The sequence below is a fragment of the Methylocystis rosea SV97 genome, from assembly GCF_000372845.1.
Classification (GTDB): domain Bacteria; phylum Pseudomonadota; class Alphaproteobacteria; order Rhizobiales; family Beijerinckiaceae; genus Methylocystis; species Methylocystis rosea.
On the sequence record NZ_KB889963.1, the window covers coordinates 1,734,451 to 1,753,670 of the forward strand.

Consider the following 19,220-nt stretch of genomic DNA (forward strand, 5'->3'; position numbering starts at 1 on the left):
CGCTATGCGTCGTCGCTCGTGTTCAATACGCGCACGTTGTGAAAGAGCGCCGGGGGGCTGCCATGCGAGACCGGCGCCACCTGCACCGGCTCGGCCTTGCCGCAGGTGAAGGTGCCGTCGAGATGATAGGCGCTCGCGTCGCATAGCCCTGCGAGAGAGTTCCAAAATTGCGTGGTGCGGCCCTGATAGGCGCCGTCGCGCAGCAGCTCGCCGAGCTGGCCGTTCTTGATCTCATAGAAAAGCTGTCCGCCGAATTGGAAGTTGTCACGCTGCTGATCGATGCTCCAGCTGCCGGCGCCGACGACATAAATGCCGTTCTCGACATCGCTGATGAGATCGCTGAAGGAGCATTTCTGAGGGTTGGGCTTAAGCGAAATATTCGGCATGCGCTGAATGGGAAAAGTCGTCGGACTGTCCGCATAGGCGCAGCCGTTCGAATGCGACAGACCGATGAGATGCGCCTGTCCAAGCGCCATCTGGAAATTCTTGAACACGCCCTTCTCGACGATGGCGAACTCGGCGGCTTCCGCGGGGGCGCCGTCGTCATCAAAGCCGATCGTGGCGAGCGCGCCGGGCTGCGCGCGATCGGCGACGATCGTCATCAATTCGGAGCCGAACTGCAGTTTGTTGAGCATATGAGGTTTGACAAAGCTCGTTCCGGCGAAATTCGCCTCCCAGCCCAGCACGCGGTCGAGTTCGGTCGAATGGCCGACGGTCTCGTGAATGGTGAGCCACAGATTCGTTGGGTCGATCACGACGTCGTAGTCGCCCGGCGTCACTGGTTTGGCGCCAAGCTTCGCGCGCGCCTCCTCGCCGGCCCGCGCGGCTTCCTCGATCAGGCCGGCGCCGACGATGTAATCCCAGCCGGCGCCGCGCGCCGGCGCCAGGCAGTCGCGCGTCGCAAAATGGCCGCTGGCCCGGTCGATGGCGGTCGCCTGAAAGTTCGGCGCGACGCGCGTGCGGGTTTGATGAATGCGGCTGCCAAGACTATTGGCGAAGAAACGCTCTTCGCAGGTCGCCGAAAGCGACGCGTAACAAAAATCAGCGCCGTGATCACGCGCGCTGGCGATGATCGAAAGCAGCAGGTCGGCCTTCTCGCCCGCGGACACTTCGAAGGGATCGACGCCCATGGGCATGATCCATTCGGCTTCATGCACGGGCAGCCGCTCAAGCGCGATCGGCTGGGTTTGTATCCGCTTCACCGCGCGGGCGTTCTCCAGCGCGCGCTCGACGCCATCGCGCAGGCTCTGCGGATCGAGCCGCCGCGCGCCATAAAATCCCCAGCAGCCGTCGAGCAGCACGCGCATGCCGAAGCCTTGCGACGCCCGCTCGTCGAAACTTTCCAAGCGGTCGTCCTTGGCGAAGGCGTATTCGCGCCGCGTTTCGCCGATTCTGACGTCGGCGTAACTGGCGCCGCTTTGCCTCGCGCCCGTCAGCGCGATATCGGCGAGATCGTAGAGCAGCGCGCGGTCCAGCGCGAAGGCGCTGCGGCCCCTCGCGCATGAGGCTTCGCTCGTCGAAGGCGGGGCGGCGGGCGCCATTGGTCGCTCCATAATTCCCTCGATATGTTGGTCGTTTCGGCGGTGATTTGCAATCGCCGTGTTACGGTTACGCTTCGCTGTTCCATCCGCATGCGGCGAGCGCCTTGCCCATATGCGCGGGCGGCGCAGCGACAGCTTCCACGGGCGGCTTGCCGTCCTGCATCGGCACGCTCACCGCGCGCGCATGAAGATGTAGCGGGGCTGAGTCCTCGCGGCGACCTGAGCCGTAGATGGGATCGCCGAGAATAGGCCATCCCATCGCCTGGGCATGCACGCGGATCTGATGCGTGCGGCCGGTGTGCGGCGTCAATTCGATGAACGTCAGCGCGTTATCCGGACTTCCGCCAAGCACGCGCCAGGATGTTCTGGCGGGCAGGCCCAGCGGGTCGGGCCGCATCCACCAGCCGCGCGTCGCGTCGAGCCGTCCGAGCGGGAGGTCGATTTCGCCTTCCTCGCTCGCCGGGGCGCCTTCCACCACGGCCCAATAGGTCTTGCCGATTCGGCCGGACTTGAACAGCCTGCCGAGCCGCTCGAGAGCCTTACGGTGGCGCCCAAGAACGAGGCAGCCGGACGTGTCCTTGTCCAGTCGGTGGGCCAGCGCCGGCGGCCGCGGCAGGCCAAAGCGCAGCTGGTCGAAGGCGTCTTCAAGGCTCGGGCCGCCCTTCGGCCCGCGATGGACGGCGACGCCGGCGGGCTTGTCGATGATCAGCATCAGCCCGTCGCGGTGGAGCAGGCGAGAAAGGAGGTCCATGGCGGGCTTATAGCAGCGATGCGCGCAAGAAAGCGGCGCTATTTCGCGGCCTCGGCTTTTCCGAGCGAAACCGCGCCGCCGACGAACTCTCCGTCGTAGAAACAGCTCAATATCGTATGCTTGACGGCGCTGTAGAGAGTCGGCGGCTTGAGTTCCGTTCGTCGACCCGCGTTATGCAGATGATTTCGACGTCGTCGACGTCGGCGAAATACTCGACGAGTTTTCCCGTATATTCGACATAGGCGGATGCGCCGACGTGCTGGTTCGCGTCGTTGACGCCGTTCATGAGGACGACCTTGTCGGGGGTCCAAAACAAGCCGACATGGACGGCGAATGGCTGCTATTGAGCGATCCGGCGACGTTGAAACATTGCTGTACGAGGAACAATGGCGATCATATCTGCGACCCCGAAGCTGCGCGTCACAATCGAATTCGGCGTCGCGCGCCTCTACATCGAAAATCCCGCCAAGCGGAACGCGTTCGACTTCGAGATGTGGCGCGCGCTGCCGCCGCTGCTGCGCGCCGTCGACGCGGCGGAGGACGCGCGCGTCCTCGTCATCAGCGGGGCGCCGGGTCTGCCGTTCTGTTCCGGCGCCGACATCAGCGAGTTCTCCAACCTGCGCGCGACGAGCGAAGGCGGGCGCCTCTATGAGGACGCCAATGTCGAGGCCTTCGACTCGATTTCGAATCTTTCCAAGCCGACGATCGCGGCCGTGTCGGGCTTCTGCTTGGGCGGCGGATTCGGAATCGCCGCGGCTTGCGACCTGCGCGTCGCCGATGGGCAAGCGACGTTCGCGATTCCGGCGGCGAAGCTCGGCGTCGGCTATCCGCCGGCGGCGATGGCCTATGTCGTCGCCGCCGTCGGCCCGCAACTCGCGTTCGATCTCTTCTACACGGCCCGGCGCCTCACCGCAGTCGAAGCCAAGGAGCGCGGCTTCGTCAGCCGCCTCTTCGCCACCGAGAGTTTCGAAGGCGCGGTGCATGCGCTCGCAGAAAACATCGCCGGCGGCGCGCCTCTGACCTTGCGCGCCGCCAAGGCGGCGATCCGCGCCGCCGCAGGCCTGCCCGGCGCGTCGTCGCATGAACAATGCGAAGCGCTGACGAGCGCCTGTTTCGACAGTGCGGATTACATGGAAGGGCGCGCCGCGTTCCTCGAGAAGCGCGAGCCGAATTTTTCCGGGCGCTGACGTTACTCGCAGCTGGGGCGCGGGCCGTGGCGATGGGGGTCGTCGCCAGCGTAAACGCGCGCTTTGCTTATGCCAGGGCTTCGAACTCGGGTTAATTCAGCTCGCTTTGCCCGGCCTTGCGCCGGGCATCCACGCCGGGACATCGCGCAACGCATCGTGCGGAGACGGCATGCTCGGCTCATGTTCTGACATTTGCATCATGTCGTCGCGTGGATGGCCGCGACAAGCGCGGCCATGACGCGGTAAGAGGACGCCTTGTTAACCTGGATTCGGAGCCCCGTTGTTTATCCAGGTCGGCTTGACCGCGTGGGCATAGCGGTTACTGTTTCAGCGACTATTGGCGATGCCTATCCCCGTGTAGCGGCGAATTACGGGAAGGATTGTCTTGAGGCCTTTCAACAAAGGTTTGCGCAAATCATCGTCGGCCGCCGGGGCCCAGCCGCGCCTCGGCGCGCTTCTGTTTTCCGCAACTCTAGTCGGCAGCGCCTTTCCGGCGGCGCGGCGTTGGTTGAATTAGAATGGTCGGCTCTGACTATGGCGGAGCAGCGCGAGAAGCTAACTGGCAACGACATTGTTGAAGTTGTGACCGTCGCCGCTCGGGCGGTGACAGTTGTCAAGCGGCGAGGCTGAGGTTTAGAATGTTCGAAACGCTGCATGAAAAAATATTCGGCCTTATGTTTATTGTTCTTCTCGTCTTTAGTGTAACAACTGTCATATATTCATCGGATAAAACAAAATACCCGAAAATAGATACGCCTACGGTTCTATTAGGCGCAGCAGCCATCACGGTTGTGCTTACGCCATTGTTAATGCTGATATCCCCAATTATTGAGTCTTTATCCAGGTATGTTTCGGATGGTAATCAAATTGCAGTCAGTAAACAGTATATATTTGGCTTTGTTGCGCGTCAATATGACGTTTTTTGTAATGAATATGACGCATTTTGTGACAATGATACAGTATTCCATCAGTTGGATATTTTGGCGCTGGCCGCGTGCATAATAGCGGGCCTCAGGATTGCGCTTTCTATAGGTTTGGCGTTACTTGGACGCCCGTCAAGCCTTGAGCATGTTAAAGCAATGGAGCGTTCTGGCAAGGGTCCGCTAGGCTATGCCGTTTGGATTATTTTACCTATAGGGGGTTTTTGGCTGGTCTCCTATCCAGGAGCATATAAAAGCGCTCTGCTTATAAAAAAATTACTGGAGAGCCATCCGGCCGTAATGCTCATTATCGTCGCATTGGCATTTGTATTCTCCGTGCAGTTTCTTACAGAATTGATACTGACGTATATTTGTTTTGCTGTTTTAAAGGCGCGGCGGCTTTGTTGAATGTATAGAGTGAAAGCTGAAGTTTAACAAAGTATAGTCTGGACTGGCCGTGGGGGCTAAAGAAGCTCGTGTGCAATCTCGCGCGTCATCATCGATCGGCGCTCGCCTCCACCTCAAGAGCTTCCAAAATCTCGCTGGGCTTTCGCGCCAACACGTCGATCGCGTTGACGCCCTTTGGCGCGACGAAACGCAGATGCAGGCGCTTCGGCTTCTCAATATAGGCCGAAACGGCGTCGGCGACTCGCTTGGCGTTGGCGCCGCCGCCGCCGAGCGCCGTAATCGCCGTCGCAGCGGCCTTGGCGTAATCGGCGCGCGCCTTTTCGACGGATGTTTTCTGCTCTTTGGCTTCAAGCGCGAGCACGCGATCGACGAGACCATCGCCTTCGAGCGTCAGGTCGATCGATTTGATCGACGTCGTGAGCATGGCGGCGCGCGAAATGAGGGGCGAGGACGAGAACGCCGCGCTCGATACATTGCCGAAGAGCGCCGAAAGATGCGCGACGCCCATGTTCTTCGCGTCGATCGCGACCGGCTCCAGCGCCGCTTCGGATGTTTTCTCGCGCCATTCTCCAGCGGCGACGCCGGAGAGCGCGAGTTCGCGATAGCCGAGCGCTAAGAAGTGCGCCGTCGTCTGCGTGTCGCCGCGCGCCGACAGATCGACGACGAAATTGTCGACGCGGCCGGAGAATTTCGTCGGCGTCGTTGCAAGATAATTGCCGAATGTCGCGCTGGCGTTCTCGACGCTGAATTTCATTCGCGACGTTTCGCTGGTTTTGGAGTCGGGCAGATCGGCGGCGACGCCGCGCACCTCGATGCGCGCGAGCTTGGGATAGGCGGCGCCCTCTAAAACCGGCGCCAGCTGCACTTCGTTCAGCGCAAATCGCTTGACCGACAGATGGCCGCCGTCCGACGCGGCGAGCGAGAAATCGTCGACAAACATTTCGCCGGCGCCGGCGCCCGCCACTTTGCGCAGGCCGGCGCGCGCGATCTTCGCCGTGAACGGCTTTCCTGCGGGCTCGCCCTTGCCGGCGGCGACGACATCGTCGACCTCGATCGACGCCGCCTCGAAGGATTGAAGCGCATCCAGGACATCGCGCATCAGCGCGGGATCACCTTCGGGCTTCGCCGGATCGAGCTTCTCGAATCTTTCAACGAGTTTGCCGCCGGGAGTCCGCAGCGCGCGGCCGCGCACGCCCTCAATCTTCAGGCGGCCTGTCGTCAGAACGAGATTGGCGCTCGCGTCTTCAAGGCGCGAAGACTCGACGACTTCCTCCTCGACCAATGGCTTCAGAGGCGCATTGGCCTCGCTGCGCGTGGAGAGCGCCAGACGCGCGAGTTCGGCAAGATCGACGCCCTTGGCGATAGAGGCCCCCCAGAAGACGCGCTGAACGCCGCCCTTCGTCGATTCGATCGTCTCCTCGCCGCCGTCGCCGCGCACGGTCGCCGCGCGTCCCGAAACGACATTCTCGAAAAGCAGCTTGCGATACGCGGCGCGCTCAATGTTCGACTCATTGCGGCTTTCGCTCGACATCGCCGGCACGGCGATTCGCCGCGCCGAAATGCGCGCAAGACGCGCCGCGACATTTGCGTCGCCGCTCAAAAACAGCGTGGCCAATTCCGTCAGCGGCAGACTCGCGCCTTCGATTTCGATGTGCGGGATACGATAGGTCGTCGCCCCGATCGTGATGACGAGATTGTCGAGCGTCAGCGGCTTTTCGCCGGCGCCCGGCGAAGGCGCGGCGAAACTTATGAGCGAAAGCGACGTCACGACGCCGATGGCGAGGGATTTGCGCATTAGGAAACCTTGGGAAGACGAACGGAGAGAGCTTGCACGCCGCGCCTTTCGGGGTAAAGAGGCGCGTAGTTTCGTCGCAGCCGGCGTTTAGCGAGGGGCGGCGCGTGGCGGCGCGGCGGCGCCGTGATAGAGAGGCCGCATGCGTCGACTCCTGCTCCTGCGCCATGGCAAGGCCGACCGGCATTCGGCCGGCGGCGACCGCCAACGTCCGCTCACCCGTCGAGGGATGGAGGATGCACGGCGCATGGGCGAGTATCTGCGAGACGCCGACATCGTGCCGGGCCTCGCCGTCGCTTCCGATGCGCGTCGCGCCAAGCAGACCCTCGACCAGGTGCTTGAGGCGTTTCCAGGCCATGTCACGCATCTGATCGAGAATACGATTTATCTTGCGACCGTCGACCATCTGGTCGAGATTTTGCGGCAGACGCCTGACAAGGTCGCGACGCTGCTCGCCGTCGGTCACAATCCCGGCTTTGCCGAACTCGCCTCATGGCTCGCCGGCTCGGGCGAGGCCGATGACTTGGCGCTGATGCGCTCTAAATTCCCAACGGCGGCGCTGGCGATGCTCGACTTTGAGAGCGATCATTGGGGGGACGTCGGCAGGGGCGGGGCGCGACTTGCGCGCTTCGTCACGCCGGGCATTCTACGGGGCGAGGCGACGGAAGACCCCGACTAGAGCGCGCTGCGAAAAAGTGGGAACCGGTTTTTCGCGTTGAGCGCGCTCTAAACTTTTGGAATCGATCACGTTATCTGCGTTTGGGCGATTCCGCCCAAATGCAGCGTGATCTAGCGCAGTTCGCAAACCCGCAAAGAGCGGCCATGCTGATCGAAGCGCTCCTGACGATGCTGGCCGTAGCCGCGCCGCACAAGGCGCCGGCGGCGCTCGTCGCGCCCTCGTCGGCGTTCGCGGCGACGCCAAGCCCCGCCTATCAGCCTCAAACGCGCGCCGTGGACAATTGGCGCTTCGAAAGCGCGCTGGCGCTGGAGATGGCGCCTGTCGCCGCGCGGCCCGAACTCGCCGACTTGCTCGGTTTGCGCGTCGTCCTCGCGGTGCCTGACGAGGTGCGCCCGGCGCGCCTCGCCGCGCGGGAAGGAACGATCGGATCTTGGGAAAGGCAGTGGCATGAGGCGGAGGAATTCTACTTCGGGTCACTCATGCCGACAGCCAGCTTCGACGTGGTGGTTGCAGCTTCTGGAGATTAGGCATGCCCGTCATCACGCCACAGCACTTCGTGACCGAAGACCGAGAACAAAGTGATGTCTGTGGTCCGGCGCGCGCGCACTGGATCAGCGAAGCGGCAGGGCTCACCCAGTTCGGCGCGCTTATCGAAATTCTGCAACCCGGGTCGCTGTCTTCCCTGAAGCATTGGCACAGCGCCGAGGACGAGCTGATCTACGTCCTCGAAGGCGAAATCACGCTGATCGAGGGCGAGACCGAGACGATCCTTCGCGCCGGCGACGCGGCCGCTTTCAACGCTGGCGTCGCGGTCGGCCACCAGCTCCATAACCGCAGCAAACGTCCGACCCGGTGCCTGGTCGTTGGTGCACGTGCGCCTGTCGATGCGATCACTTATCCGTATCACGACCGCGTCTGTCATCGCGACCGTTCGCTTCCGGACGACATCTGGACCGATGGCTCGGGGGCGCCAGCTTCAAATCCATATCGCTGATCCTCCGCGCAGTTGGCGCCAGATTGGCGCTTCCTGACGAAGCAGAGGCCAGTCCGACGGATGCAGCTCCACGGCATTCTAATTGCGGGGCGGCTCACAGCCAGTCGGCTTCAGGCTGCTCAATTGAGCTGCTCGTCAACTATGGGAGGCGCACGGCGCGCGCCATCGAACCGTCGCCCCGGACGATTGTCGCCGACCTGTCGCCGTCGCCCGCGCCGCGGTCGCCGCCGGCTGGCGTTTCGAATTGCTCCGGGGAGCTTGCGCGGATCGCCACTTACGCAGCCACCATAGCCCAGGGCGTCGTCGGCGGCGCCAACGAGGATCTGGCGCTGTTCACCGCGGACGGCGCGCCGACCGAAAATCTGGCCAAGGTGATGGCGAATATGGCGGCGGTCGAGATCGGGCCGGCGCGGCCGCGCGACGCGGTGATCCGGATCGCCGTCGCGCAACTGCGCCAGCTGCTGGAAGAGCAAGCAAAGCCGCATGCGGGGCCATGATGCGACTTGCGCACTTCGTCACGCCGGGCATTCTACGGGGCGAGGCGACGGAAGACCCCGACTAGCGCAGTTCGCAAACCCCCAAGGCGGCCATGCTGATCGAAGCGCTCCTGACGATGCTGGCCGTAGCCGCGCCCCACAAGGCGCCGGCGGCGATCGTCGCGCCGTCGTCGGTGTTCGCGGCGACGCCAAGCCCCGCCTATCAGCCTCAAGCGCGCGCCGTGGACAATTGGCGCTTCGAAAGCGCGCTGGCGCTGGAGATGGCGCCTGTCGCCGCGATCCGCCGGGCGCTCGGCGCCGAAGCGGGCGAACCGGCCCGCTGCGTCAAGCTCAACAATTACTGGTGCATCAAAAGCGCGGGCTGGAACGGCGAGATCGCCGCCGACGCCGACGGCCATGTCGCCTTCGCTTCGGCGGAGGAGGGCGCCGCCGTCGCGGCGCTGCTGCTGCGCCGGTACTATGTCGCCTATGGCAGGCGCACCGCGCGCGCCATCGTCGAGCGCTGGGCGCCGGCGCAATGTTCGCTTGTGTTCGCGCCCGCCGCGCCTCGGCGGCCGGCGGTCGCTCCCGGGCTGCCGGCGTCGCGCGGCGGCATGGCGCGCATGTCGCTGCAGCGCGTCGCGCCCATGGGGATCGCGCCGCGCGGCATTCAGAACACGCTCCGCTCGCGCTGGTTGGCGGCGCATGGGCGCGGCGGGGTCAATCTGAAGACGGCGCGGCGACCGCTCGGAAAGCCCGTCGACCTGATGCCGGCGCCCTCGATCATGGCGGGCGTCTCCGAGCTTCCCGCGCGGCGGGAAAAGCTCACCGAGCTGATCGAACCGGCGCCCCGGACGACAATCGCCGACCTGCCGCCGTCGCCCGCGCCGCGACCGCCGCCGGTTGGCGTTTCGAATTGCTCCGGGGAGCTGGCGCGGATCGTCACTTACGCGACCAATATTGCCCAGGGCGTCGTCGGCGGTCCGAACGAGGATCTGGCGCTGTTCACCGCCGACGGCGCGCCGACCGAAAATCTCGCCAAGGTGATGGCCAATATGGCGGCGGTCGAGATCGGGCCGGCGCGGCCACGCGACGCGTTGATCCGGATCGCCGTCGCGCAACTGCGCCAGATGCTGGAGGGGTCCGCGAAGCCGGAGGGCGATGCTGCGCCGGCGCGCCCCCCGGCGCATGCGCCGCCGGCGCATGCGGGTCGGTGATTTTAGTTTTTAGGAGCGCGCCATCAGCTCGAGCGCCAGCCCGTAGACCTTCGTGCGGGCGGGTTCGGGTAGGGTTTTCAGCACTTCAAAATAAGTTTGCCCGGCGCCGCACATGCGGGCGTCTTCGAGCGGCGGCGTCGGCATCTTGCCGTCGAGCAGCGCGTCGATCTCGACCTTGTTCAGACCTCGCGCGGCGAGCGCGGTCTCCAACACCCGGAAGTCCGCCTCCGTCGGCGCGGTCCTATCGATTTTTTTGGCTTGTCCGCTGACGATGGCTTCGAGTCCCGCAAGCGCCATGTCCGAGACGATTTGGCGGCGAGAGGCGGCGAATCGCTGGAAGTCGAGATTGGTCGCGCCGTAGAGGAAGGCGACGCACATGCGTTTGTCCTCCCGCGCCACCGCCTGCAGCACTTCCAGCTGCTTTTCGAAGACGCGGGCGATCGGTTCTGGCTCGGCCTTCGCCGCGAGCGCGCCGCGGGAGGTTCGGATCCGGCGCACCGCCTCGGAAAGATAATAATCGACGCTCTGCTCTTCTTTCGTCTGCGCGAGGCGGGTAGCGAAATCATTGATCGCCGCTTCGTAGTCGGCCGTGAAGGTCTCGCGAAGTCTTGCGAAGTAGCGCGCATAATCCGGCGTCGAGGCGATCAGAGCCTCGATCTGCTGCCGTGCGCTTCCCTTGTCGACTTGCCCATTGGCGGGCGCCGCGATCCCCGATCCCGCATCGGCCATGCGCGGCGTGGGATTGAGGGCCAGCCAGGTCAGGCCGATGCCGGCTCCGACCGCGACGAGCGCCGCAGCCAGCAGCGCCAGAATTTTCTCCAGATACATCGCCGGCCTTTGCGTCTCTGACGGAAAGCGCGAAGCTTAAAGCATTGCGCAGGAGGGCGGAAGCGCGGCGGCGCTCATGCGCCGGTCAACAGGCGATGAAGCCGTGCGGTCTCGGCGCGGTGGGCGACGAGCAGGCTGATATGCCGGTTGAGATCATAGCTCCAATGGCCGCGCCGGGCGCGTTCGCCGCGCATCGCGCGCTCGATTTCCTTGAGCGCGGCGCGCGCCGCATCGGGCGATTCGCTGGCGATCGTCTCAGCCGACAGGCGATGGAAACGCGACAGCGCGCTCGTGCGGTCATAGGCGTTGAGACCCGCGGCGAGCGCGGCTTGGAGCGCCGCGCCAGCTGCTGTGGCGAAGCGGGCGGGGCGCTCGTTTTGCAGCGCTTGAACTGGCCTGTGCGTCATGGATCATCCTCCGTGACGCTCAGAATGCTTTCCCTCAAACGGATGAGGATAAGCTTTTTATCCTTGAATAGGATTATTTTCCAGCTTACGGTTGTTCGTCACCAAGCTGGAGACCTCGATGTTTCTCGATCCGACGCTTATTCCGGGGCTTAGCGCCGCCGCGGCCGCCGCCGCAAAGGGCGCGCCCTTCGCCGATCTCTTTTCTCCCCGCCGCTCCCGCGCCTCGGTCGCGCGGGCGCGTCAGCTCGCCGTCTATCTCCACCATGTCGCGCTCGGCGCTAGCGTTTCGGCCTGCGCCAAAGCTTTCGCGCGCGACCGGGCGACTGTCCGTCACGCCTGCGCGACGATCGAAGACTTGCGCGACGACCCGCTGTTCGACGCCGGCGCCCGCCGGCTCGAAATCGCGCTGGCCGCGCAGCGCGACATGATCTGCGCCCTCCTTGCGCAAGGGAGCGCGCAATGAAGAAAAGCGCGGGGACCCCAATCCGGGAGGAAACCAGCCGCGCCATGCGCCGGCTGCTGCAGGCGCTTGCCGAGCCGGGGGCGCGCGGCGCGCTCAGCCCGCTCGAAGCCTCGACGCTCGTCGTGCTCGCCGCGCGTAAAGGCGTCACCGTGGCGCGCGCGCGATTTGCGGCGGCCGCTTCCGACGCCGCGCTCGCCGAAGGACTCGTGCGATGGGAGCAGGACGGCGCCGAGCGGCGGCTGGCGCTCACCGACGCCGGCCGCGCGCATCTGCGCCGATTGTCCGCGCCCGACGTCGATCAGGCGGAGCCGTTTCGCGCCCAGCACGCATCCTATGCGCTGCGCCAGCTCGAAAAGGCCGCGCGTCCGACGCTCATCAATGATGCGGAAAGTCCGCTCGCCTGGCTCGCGCGGCGAAAGGACCGCGAGGGGCGAAGCTTTCTCGACGCCGCGCAGCTCGAGGCCGGCGAGCGCTTCCGCCGCGACATCGAGCAGGCGCAGCTCCTGCAGCGCGTGACCGCGAATTGGGAGGCGTCGATCAACGCCGCCCGCCGCGGCGGCGACGCGGGCGCCGTCTCCGAGGTGGCGATCGATGCGCGCCGTCGTCTCGCGCGCGCCTTCGACGCCGTGGGGCCGGAACTGGCGGGCCTCTTGACCGACGTCTGCGGCTATCTCAAGGGCCTTGAGCTTGTCGAAAGCGAGCGCGGCTGGCCGCCTCGCTCGGCGAAAGTCGTGCTCAAAATCGCCCTCGATCGATTGGCGCGCCATTACGGGCTGGCGGTCGAAGCGCGCGGCCGCGACCGCGCCGACGCGCTGCTGCATTGGGGCGCCGAGGATTACCGGCCGAGGGTGTGAGTTAACCCGCGATGGCCGGGCTTGTCCCGGCCGCCAGCTGCACTCCTTCCTTTGGCGTCTGGGTAATCCAGTTACATCCACCCCAACTATCAAAGACTTCAAATGATTCTTCCATTATGAGAAATGATACGAAGTAGATTTTGCAGTTTAGAAATCGACAGTTATTAAAAATGGCTGCATTCAAGATTTTGCCGGATCGAGATTTCTCATTGTCGACTACTATATAGTCAACAGCCGTATACAAATTCCTTTGTAAAATACAATTGACTGGAAATATATTTAATGGTCCAACCAGCTCACAGTTTTCAAATGTTTTATTTTCAATAATACCGGGCCCTGGTGGCAGCAAGTCTCTCAAATTTATCCTCTTATTCAAATAATGGATGTCCAACGGGTTTATCCGCTGCCCTTCCTGATAGAATAATCTGGTAATAGACATTTTTATCAAAGATATTTTTATTGATGTCATTACATATACGGCAATAACGCCGACCAGTAGCCCCGAGAAGCCCGCGGCCACCCAACCTATTCTCCCGTAACTCGAAATCCACTCAGTCGTCGCTGCCGCCCACGCGGGAAGCGCAAAGCTGGCCAAAAGCGCACTTCCAGATAGAGCTTGCCAAATCGAGAGCGAGTTGCTCACCGTCGAAAGGACGTCGAAAAGCTTCTGCTTCATAGCAAAGGTATTATCGGATTTTTTGCGAGGGGCACAGTGGTTGATCGCTGGTGCTCGCAAGCGACTACGCCGCCATCGCCTCTTTGGCTTCTTTCTTGATGCGCTCGACCATCGACCGCAGGCCGTTGGCGCGCTGCGGCGTCAAATGTTCGGCGAGGCCGAGCTCCTTAAAGAGCGGCGCCGCGTCGGTTTCGACGATCTCCTGCGCCGGCCGCCCCGAATAGAGCGCCAGCACGAGCGCGACGAGGCCGCGCACGATATGCGCGTCGCTATCGCCGCGAAACGCGAGCGCGGTGCGTCCGTCGGCGTCGCGCGTCGGCGTCGTTTCGAGCCACACCTGGCTGGCGCAGCCGCGCACCTTGTTCGCGTCCGTATAGGCCTCTTTCGGCAGCGGCTCGAGCGTGCGCCCAAGCTCGATGAGATAGCGGTAGCGATCCTCCCACTCATCGAGCAACTCGAAATTGCCAATGATCTCGTCGATCTGCATTTGCTCCGCATCCTTCCGGCGAAGGCGTATTCTACCTCATTTCGGCGCTAAGCCGCGCCCTTTCCTTGGCGAGGGCCACGCCTTACATTCCGCGCGATGATCGCTGGCGCGCCGCGCCGCTCTCACGGAGATTTATATGAGCGACTTTTCCCGCTGGCGCGCCGTCGCCGCCGCGATTTTTCTGAGCCTGGGTCTTGCAGGCTGCGGCTACAATACGATTCCGACGCTCGAAGAAAACGCCAAGGCGAAATGGTCGGACGTGCAATCGCAATATCAGCGCCGCGCCGATCTCATCCCCAATCTCGTCGAGACCGTGAAGGGCTACGCCAGGCAGGAGAAGGACGTGCTCACGTCCGTCGTCGAGGCTCGCGCCAAGGCGACGTCGGTCAAGGTGGACGCGGGTTCGCTGACCGATCCTGAAAAAATGAAGCAGTTTCAGGAGGCGCAAAATCAACTGACCGGCGCGCTCGGCCGGCTGATCGCCGTGAGCGAAGCCTATCCGGATCTGAAATCGAACCAGAACTTCCTCGCCCTGCAGTCGCAGCTCGAAGGCACCGAGAACCGCATCAATGTCGCACGGCGCGACTACATCGACGCGGTGCGGGAATTCAACACGTCGCTGCGCACCTTTCCGACGCTTCTCTGGGCGAAGACCTTCTTCGCCGGCACGAAGCCGATGGCGGAATTCTCCGCGGCCGGCGCGGCGCAATCGCCGCCGGAAGTGAAGTTCTAAATGATGAGCGCCGACGCGCCGACAGAAGAGCTGGTCGCGCGGGAGGCGATGTGGGCGCATATGCGCCGGGAAGCCGAGGAGGCGCTGCGTCTCGGCCCGTCGCTGACGCCTCTCATGCTCGGCGCGATCCTCAATCGCGCATCGCTCGAAGAGGCGGTGGTCCATCGCATCGCCGCGCGACTCGGCGCCTCAGCGGTGGATGCGGAGACGATCGCCGACGCCTTCCTGCAGGCGGTGCGCGACGACGCGGCGATCGCCACGGCCTTCCGCGCCGATCTCGCCGCCTATGTCGAGCGTGATCCCGCCTGCGGGCGGATGATCGAACCGCTGCTCTATTTCAAGGGCTTTCACGCGATCCAGTCGGCCCGGCTGGCGCATGCGCTGTGGCGCGGGCGGCGACATGACTTCGCCTATTACATCCAAAGCCGCGCCTCGGACGCGCTCGCGGCCGACATTCATCCGGCCGCGAGCTTCGGCAAAGGCTTGTTCCTGGACCACGGCACGGGCTTCGTCGTCGGCGAGACGGCGGTCGTGGACGATGACGTTTCCATCCTGCACGGGGTGACGCTGGGCGGCACGGGCAAGGTCGCGGGCGACCGTCATCCGAAGGTCAGGCGCGGCGTCATGATCGGCGCGGGCGCCAAGATTCTCGGCAATATCGAGATCGGCGCCTGTTCGCGGATCGCCGCGGGATCGGTGGTGCTGCAGTCGGTTCCGCCCAATTCCATCGTCGCCGGCGTTCCGGCGAAGGTGGTCGGGACCGAATCGCGTATGGAGCCGGCGCGCGACATGGATCAGATCCTGCGCGGCCTCGCCTATGATTCTTTCGATTACGTCATCTGACCCGCGCCGCCGCGTCCGCTAAGGGCCGGGGCGATTGAGGCTTGCGCAGGGCCACGGTTCTCCTGCTATGTGTCGCCGGGCGGCGGCGCCGTTCCCAAGGGCCGGCGCAGGGCGGCGGCTGCCGGAGCAGGGGGATCGATGCTCGAGATCGCGGTCCAGATGGACCCCTTGGAACGCATTAATTTTGCTGGAGATTCGACCTTCGCGCTGATGCTGGAGGCGAAGCGCAGGGGCCATCGCCTATGGTTCTACACGCCGGATCAATTGTCGCTTGAAGGCGACAGGCTGACGGCGCGGGCGCGTCGCATCGACGTTTTCGACGATTCTTCGCGCTATTACACGCTTGGCGAGGCCACCGACCTTGAACTCGGCGCCATGGACGTGGTGCTGCTGCGTCAGGACCCGCCGTTCGATCTCGCCTATATTACCTCCACGCATTTTCTGGAGCGGCTCGCGCCGAGGACTCTCGTCGTCAACGACCCCGCGCATGTGCGCAACGCGCCGGAAAAAATCTTCGTGATGGAGTTCGCCGATCTGATGCCGCCGACGCTGATCACGCGCGACCGCGCGGCGATGGAGCGCTTTCGCGCCAAGCATGGCGAGATCGTCATGAAGCCGCTCTACGGCCATGGCGGCGCCGCGGTGTTCAAGGTCGCGCCGCGCGATCCGAATTTCGGTTCGCTGTTTGACATGTTCGCGACGACCTTCCGGGAGCCATGGGTCGTGCAGCGGTTCCTGCCGGAGATCGTGAAGGGCGACAAGCGCATTCTTCTCATTGACGGCGAGGCGCTGGGCGCGATCAACCGCATTCCGGCCGATGACGACATCCGCTCGAATCTGGTGCGCGGCGGGGCGCCGGCGGCGTCCGAACTCAATGCGCGTGAAAGAGACATTTGCGCGAGGCTCGGGCCGGAGCTGAAACGGCGCGGATTGGTCTTCGTCGGCATCGACGTGATCGATGGGTGGCTCACCGAGATCAACGTGACCTCGCCGACGGGGCTGCGCGCGCTAAAACGCATCGGCGGGCCGGATCTTGCGCCGCCGCTCTTCGACGCCATCGAGGCGCGTCTGGGCGCCCTGCGCGCATCGGGCCGATCGCCGGAATTGACTCCATGAACGAAGCAGCGCCGCTCAGCGTTTTCGCCGGGCTTGATCCCAATGAGCAGTTTCGCGGTCTGCGGCAGGCGCTCGCGCCATCGGTCGCCGCGATCTGCAAGGGTGAGCGCGGCCATGCGCGGCGCACGGCGATCGTCGAATTGTTTCGCTCGGCTTTGGCGGAAGGACGCGAGATCGCGCGCGCCCGGCTTGAGGCGCGCGGCTCGGGACTGGCGTGCGCGAGATTGATTTCAGGGCTCGAAGACGAACTGATCGGCGCCATCTACGATTATGTCGTGCGCTACGTTTACGTCGTCGACAATCCGACCTTTGCCGAGCGTCTCGCCATTATCGCGGTTGGCGGCTATGGGCGCGGGACGCTGGCGCCGGGCTCCGACATCGATCTTCTGTTTCTCGTGCCATATAAACAGACGCCGTGGGGCGAAAGCGTCATCGAGGCGATCCTCTATATTCTTTGGGATCTGCGTCAGAAGGTGGGCCATGCGACGCGCTCCGTCGCCGAGTGCATGCGTCAGGCCCGCGCCGACATGACCATTCGAACGACGCTTCTCGAAGCGCGCTTCATTCTCGGCAACGCCGAGCTGTTCAGCGAGTTCCGCGAGAGCTTCGATCGCGAGATCGCCCGTTCGGATGCGCGCGAATTCGTCTCCGCCAAGCTCGCCGAACGCGACGCGCGGGTGATGCGCGCCGGCGCGTCGCGCTATCTCGTCGAGCCGAATGTGAAGGAAGGCAAGGGCGGCCTGCGCGATCTCAACACGCTGTTCTGGATCGCCAAATATGTCTATCGCGTCCGTGAGGCGAAGGAACTCGTCGCCGCCGGCCTCTTCACCGCGGCGGAGCTCAGTCTCTTCGAGCGCTGCGAGGAGTTCTTGTGGCGCGTGCGCTGTCATCTGCATTTCGCGACGGGACGCGCCGAAGAACGGCTGGCCTTCGACGTGCAAACGACGATCGCCAGGCGCCTCGGCTATCACGACCGGAGCGGGCTGTCGCCGGTCGAGCGCTTCATGAAGCACTATTTTCTCGTCGCGAAAGAAGTCGGCGATCTCACCGCGATCGTCTGCGCGGCGCTTGAAGAAAAGCAGGCGAAGCCACGCGCCATCTTCGAGCGCTTTCTGCAGCCGTTTCGGCGCCGGCGCAGCCGCGCCCCGCAAGGCGACTTCATCGTCGATCACGACCGCATCAGCATTGTCGACGCCGATGTGTTCAAGCGCGATCCCGTTAACATCATCCGGCTTTTCTGGATGGCCGATCATCACGGCCTGCCGCTGCATCCCGACGCTTTGCGCGCAGTGACTCTGTCGCTGCGCCTGATCGACGCCAATCTGCGCGCGAACAAGGAAGCCAATCGGCTGTTTCTCGAAATCCTGCTCTCGCGCAACATGACCGAAATTACGCTGCGCCGGATGAATGAGACCGGCGTGCTTGGGCGGTTCATTCCGGATTTCGGCAAGATCGTCGCGATGATGCAATTCAATATGTATCATCATTATACGGTCGACGAGCATCTGCTGCGCGTGGTCGGCGGACTGTCCGATCTCGAAGCCGGACGCATGCCGGAGCATCAGCAACTCGTTGACGAAATCCTGCCGACGATCGTCAACCGCAAGGTGCTTTATCTGGGCCTGCTCCTGCACGACATCGCCAAAGGCCGAAAGGAGGATCACTCGCTCGCCGGCATGGAGGTGGCGCGCAGCCTGTGTCCGCGTCTGGGCTTCACCCCCGGCGAGACCGAATCCGTCGCCTGGCTCGTCGAGCATCATCTCACCATGTCGAGCTTCGCGCAGAGCCGCGATCTCTCCGACCGCGTCACCATCGAAAATTTCGCCGCCATCGTTCAGACGATGGAGCGGCTGAAGATGCTGTTCGTTCTCACCGTCTGCGACATCAACGCGGTCGGGCCCGGCGTGCTCGACGCCTGGAAGGCGCAGCTGCTGCGCGTGCTCTATTGGGAGACCGAGGTTGTGCTCGGCGGCGGCCATTCGGCGGTTGATCGCAAGAGTCGCGTCGCCGCCGCGAAGGCCGAGCTGCGCGCGGCGCTTCCAGAGTGGAGCGACGAGGAGTTCGACGCCTACGCCAAGCGTCACTATCCGGCCTATTGGCTCAAGGTCGACATCGCCCGCAAGCTGCGCCACGCGGAGCTGCTTCGCCAGATGAACGGCGCATCGGCGCCGCTGGCGACCGCGGTCGAACTCGACAGGACGCGCGGCGCCGTGGAGCTGACCGTCGTCGCGCCCGACAACCCGCGTCTGCTGTCGATCATCGCCGGCGGCTGCGCGGCTGGCGGCGCCAATATCGTCGACGCGCATATTTTCACCACTGCGGATGGTCTCGCGCTCGACACGATCTTCTTCTCGCGCGCCTTTGATTTTGACGAAGACGAAATGCGCCGCGCCGGGCGCATCGCCGGCCTCATCGCCAGGGCGCTGCGCGGCGAGGTCGTCGTGTCCGAAGAGCTGCGGGCGCGCGCCAAAGCGCATCTGCCGACCGACGCCTTCTCGGTCGCGCCTGAGGTCGTCGTCGATAACAGCCTGTCGAACGTCTATACGGTCATCGAGGTCTCGGGACTCGACCGCGAGGGGCTGCTGTTCGAGCTCACCAACGCGATTTCGCGGCTAAACCTCAATATCGCCTCGGCGCATATCGTCACCTTTGGCGAGCGCGCCGTCGACGCCTTCTATGTCACGGATTTGACGGGAGCGAAGATCGCCTCACCTCAGCGGCAGGCGACGATCAAGCGCCAGCTTCTGGACGTGTTTCGCGGTTCCGGCGCGCGCGGGGCCAAAACGCCCGCCGCCGCCGCGACTTGATTTTGACGTTTGGCGCGCAGATATCGAAGCCTTTACGAGAG

At 63.9% G+C, this 19,220-nt stretch carries 21 protein-coding genes; 13 read left to right on the top strand and 8 right to left on the bottom strand.

From position 1 onward, the window contains the following. Positions 1-2 precede the first annotated feature (2 nt). The 3 genes from A3OO_RS0109080 to A3OO_RS0109095 form a co-directional block, all read right to left on the bottom strand. Positions 3-1,541, bottom strand: a complete 1,539-nt coding sequence (locus A3OO_RS0109080; protein WP_018407527.1) for a TldD/PmbA family protein — start codon at positions 1,539-1,541, stop codon at positions 3-5. Between the two features lie 67 nt (positions 1,542-1,608). Beyond that, entirely contained in the window at positions 1,609-2,292 is a 684-nt protein-coding gene (locus A3OO_RS0109085; RefSeq protein WP_018407528.1) for an RluA family pseudouridine synthase, read from the bottom strand. Between the two features lie 106 nt (positions 2,293-2,398). Beyond that, complete coding sequence (locus A3OO_RS0109095; RefSeq protein ID WP_198008777.1) at positions 2,399-2,578, bottom strand: hypothetical protein; 180 nt, start codon at positions 2,576-2,578, stop codon at positions 2,399-2,401. A 100-nt stretch (positions 2,579-2,678) separates the two neighbouring features. Here A3OO_RS0109095 and A3OO_RS0109100 point away from each other — a divergent pair, with 100 nt between their 5' ends. After that, positions 2,679-3,479 carry an enoyl-CoA hydratase-related protein gene (locus tag A3OO_RS0109100; protein ID WP_018407530.1) on the top strand — a complete coding sequence of 267 codons (801 nt, stop codon included), beginning with the start codon at positions 2,679-2,681 and terminating at the stop codon, positions 3,477-3,479. 638 nt (positions 3,480-4,117) lie between these two features. Next, a complete protein-coding gene (locus A3OO_RS0109105; RefSeq protein WP_018407532.1) occupies positions 4,118-4,807 on the top strand; it encodes a hypothetical protein in 690 nt (229 codons plus the stop codon). 88 nt (positions 4,808-4,895) lie between these two features. Here A3OO_RS0109105 and A3OO_RS0109110 read toward each other — a convergent pair whose 3' ends face one another. Then, on the bottom strand, positions 4,896-6,602 hold the full coding sequence (locus tag A3OO_RS0109110) for a hypothetical protein (RefSeq protein ID WP_018407533.1): 1,707 nt from the start codon (positions 6,600-6,602) through the stop codon (positions 4,896-4,898). A 139-nt stretch (positions 6,603-6,741) separates the two neighbouring features. On the opposite strand from A3OO_RS0109110, the gene A3OO_RS0109115 reads away from it, so the two are divergent. From A3OO_RS0109115 to A3OO_RS0109135, 5 genes are all read left to right on the top strand, one after another. Beyond that, a complete protein-coding gene (locus A3OO_RS0109115; protein WP_018407534.1) occupies positions 6,742-7,278 on the top strand; it encodes a SixA phosphatase family protein in 537 nt (178 codons plus the stop codon). A 143-nt stretch (positions 7,279-7,421) separates the two neighbouring features. Next, complete coding sequence (locus A3OO_RS24240; RefSeq protein WP_018407535.1) at positions 7,422-7,805, top strand: hypothetical protein; 384 nt, start codon at positions 7,422-7,424, stop codon at positions 7,803-7,805. Between the two features lie 2 nt (positions 7,806-7,807). Then, entirely contained in the window at positions 7,808-8,272 is a 465-nt protein-coding gene (locus A3OO_RS0109125; protein ID WP_018407536.1) for a cupin domain-containing protein, read from the top strand. 23 nt (positions 8,273-8,295) lie between these two features. Further along, positions 8,296-8,769 (top strand): hypothetical protein, encoded by a 474-nt coding sequence (locus A3OO_RS0109130; RefSeq protein WP_018407537.1) that lies wholly within the window; start codon positions 8,296-8,298, stop codon positions 8,767-8,769. A gap of 92 nt (positions 8,770-8,861) precedes the next feature. Further along, entirely contained in the window at positions 8,862-9,965 is a 1,104-nt protein-coding gene (locus A3OO_RS0109135; RefSeq protein ID WP_018407538.1) for a hypothetical protein, read from the top strand. A 9-nt stretch (positions 9,966-9,974) separates the two neighbouring features. Here A3OO_RS0109135 and A3OO_RS0109140 read toward each other — a convergent pair whose 3' ends face one another. Together A3OO_RS0109140 and A3OO_RS0109145 are read right to left on the bottom strand one after the other, a co-directional pair. Continuing rightward, positions 9,975-10,793: a hypothetical protein gene (locus tag A3OO_RS0109140; RefSeq protein WP_018407539.1), complete on the bottom strand. Its 819-nt coding sequence runs from the start codon at positions 10,791-10,793 to the stop codon at positions 9,975-9,977. Positions 10,794-10,867: 74 nt separating this feature from the next. Continuing rightward, on the bottom strand, positions 10,868-11,200 hold the full coding sequence (locus A3OO_RS0109145; protein ID WP_018407540.1) for a DUF6477 family protein: 333 nt from the start codon (positions 11,198-11,200) through the stop codon (positions 10,868-10,870). A gap of 118 nt (positions 11,201-11,318) precedes the next feature. Here A3OO_RS0109145 and A3OO_RS0109150 point away from each other — a divergent pair, with 118 nt between their 5' ends. Both A3OO_RS0109150 and A3OO_RS0109155 read left to right on the top strand, forming a co-directional pair. Continuing rightward, positions 11,319-11,663, top strand: coding sequence for a helix-turn-helix domain-containing protein (locus tag A3OO_RS0109150; protein ID WP_040573776.1), 345 nt, complete (start codon positions 11,319-11,321; stop codon positions 11,661-11,663). Further along, positions 11,660-12,517 carry a DUF6456 domain-containing protein gene (locus A3OO_RS0109155; protein ID WP_018407542.1) on the top strand — a complete coding sequence of 286 codons (858 nt, stop codon included), beginning with the start codon at positions 11,660-11,662 and terminating at the stop codon, positions 12,515-12,517. Before A3OO_RS0109150 ends, A3OO_RS0109155 begins: the two co-directional genes overlap by 4 nt. Before the next feature lies 1 nt (position 12,518). On the opposite strand, the gene A3OO_RS0109160 is transcribed toward A3OO_RS0109155, so the two are convergent. Next, a complete protein-coding gene (locus tag A3OO_RS0109160) occupies positions 12,519-13,193 on the bottom strand; it encodes a hypothetical protein (protein ID WP_018407543.1) in 675 nt (224 codons plus the stop codon). 64 nt (positions 13,194-13,257) lie between these two features. Beyond that, positions 13,258-13,680 carry a SufE family protein gene (locus A3OO_RS0109165; protein WP_018407544.1) on the bottom strand — a complete coding sequence of 141 codons (423 nt, stop codon included), beginning with the start codon at positions 13,678-13,680 and terminating at the stop codon, positions 13,258-13,260. Positions 13,681-13,816: 136 nt separating this feature from the next. On the opposite strand from A3OO_RS0109165, the gene A3OO_RS0109170 reads away from it, so the two are divergent. The 4 genes from A3OO_RS0109170 (at position 13,817) to A3OO_RS0109185 (ending at position 19,179) form a co-directional block, all read left to right on the top strand. Further along, positions 13,817-14,413 (top strand): LemA family protein, encoded by a 597-nt coding sequence (locus A3OO_RS0109170; RefSeq protein ID WP_018407545.1) that lies wholly within the window; start codon positions 13,817-13,819, stop codon positions 14,411-14,413. Between the two features lie 3 nt (positions 14,414-14,416). Beyond that, the gene (cysE, locus tag A3OO_RS0109175) at positions 14,417-15,256 is read left to right on the top strand and encodes a serine O-acetyltransferase (RefSeq protein WP_026222830.1); all 840 of its coding nucleotides are present in this window, start codon (positions 14,417-14,419) and stop codon (positions 15,254-15,256) included. Between the two features lie 138 nt (positions 15,257-15,394). Beyond that, positions 15,395-16,372: a glutathione synthase gene (gshB, locus tag A3OO_RS0109180; RefSeq protein WP_018407547.1), complete on the top strand. Its 978-nt coding sequence runs from the start codon at positions 15,395-15,397 to the stop codon at positions 16,370-16,372. Then, entirely contained in the window at positions 16,369-19,179 is a 2,811-nt protein-coding gene (locus tag A3OO_RS0109185; RefSeq protein WP_018407548.1) for a [protein-PII] uridylyltransferase, read from the top strand. Before gshB ends, A3OO_RS0109185 begins: the two co-directional genes overlap by 4 nt. Positions 19,180-19,220 lie beyond the last annotated feature (41 nt).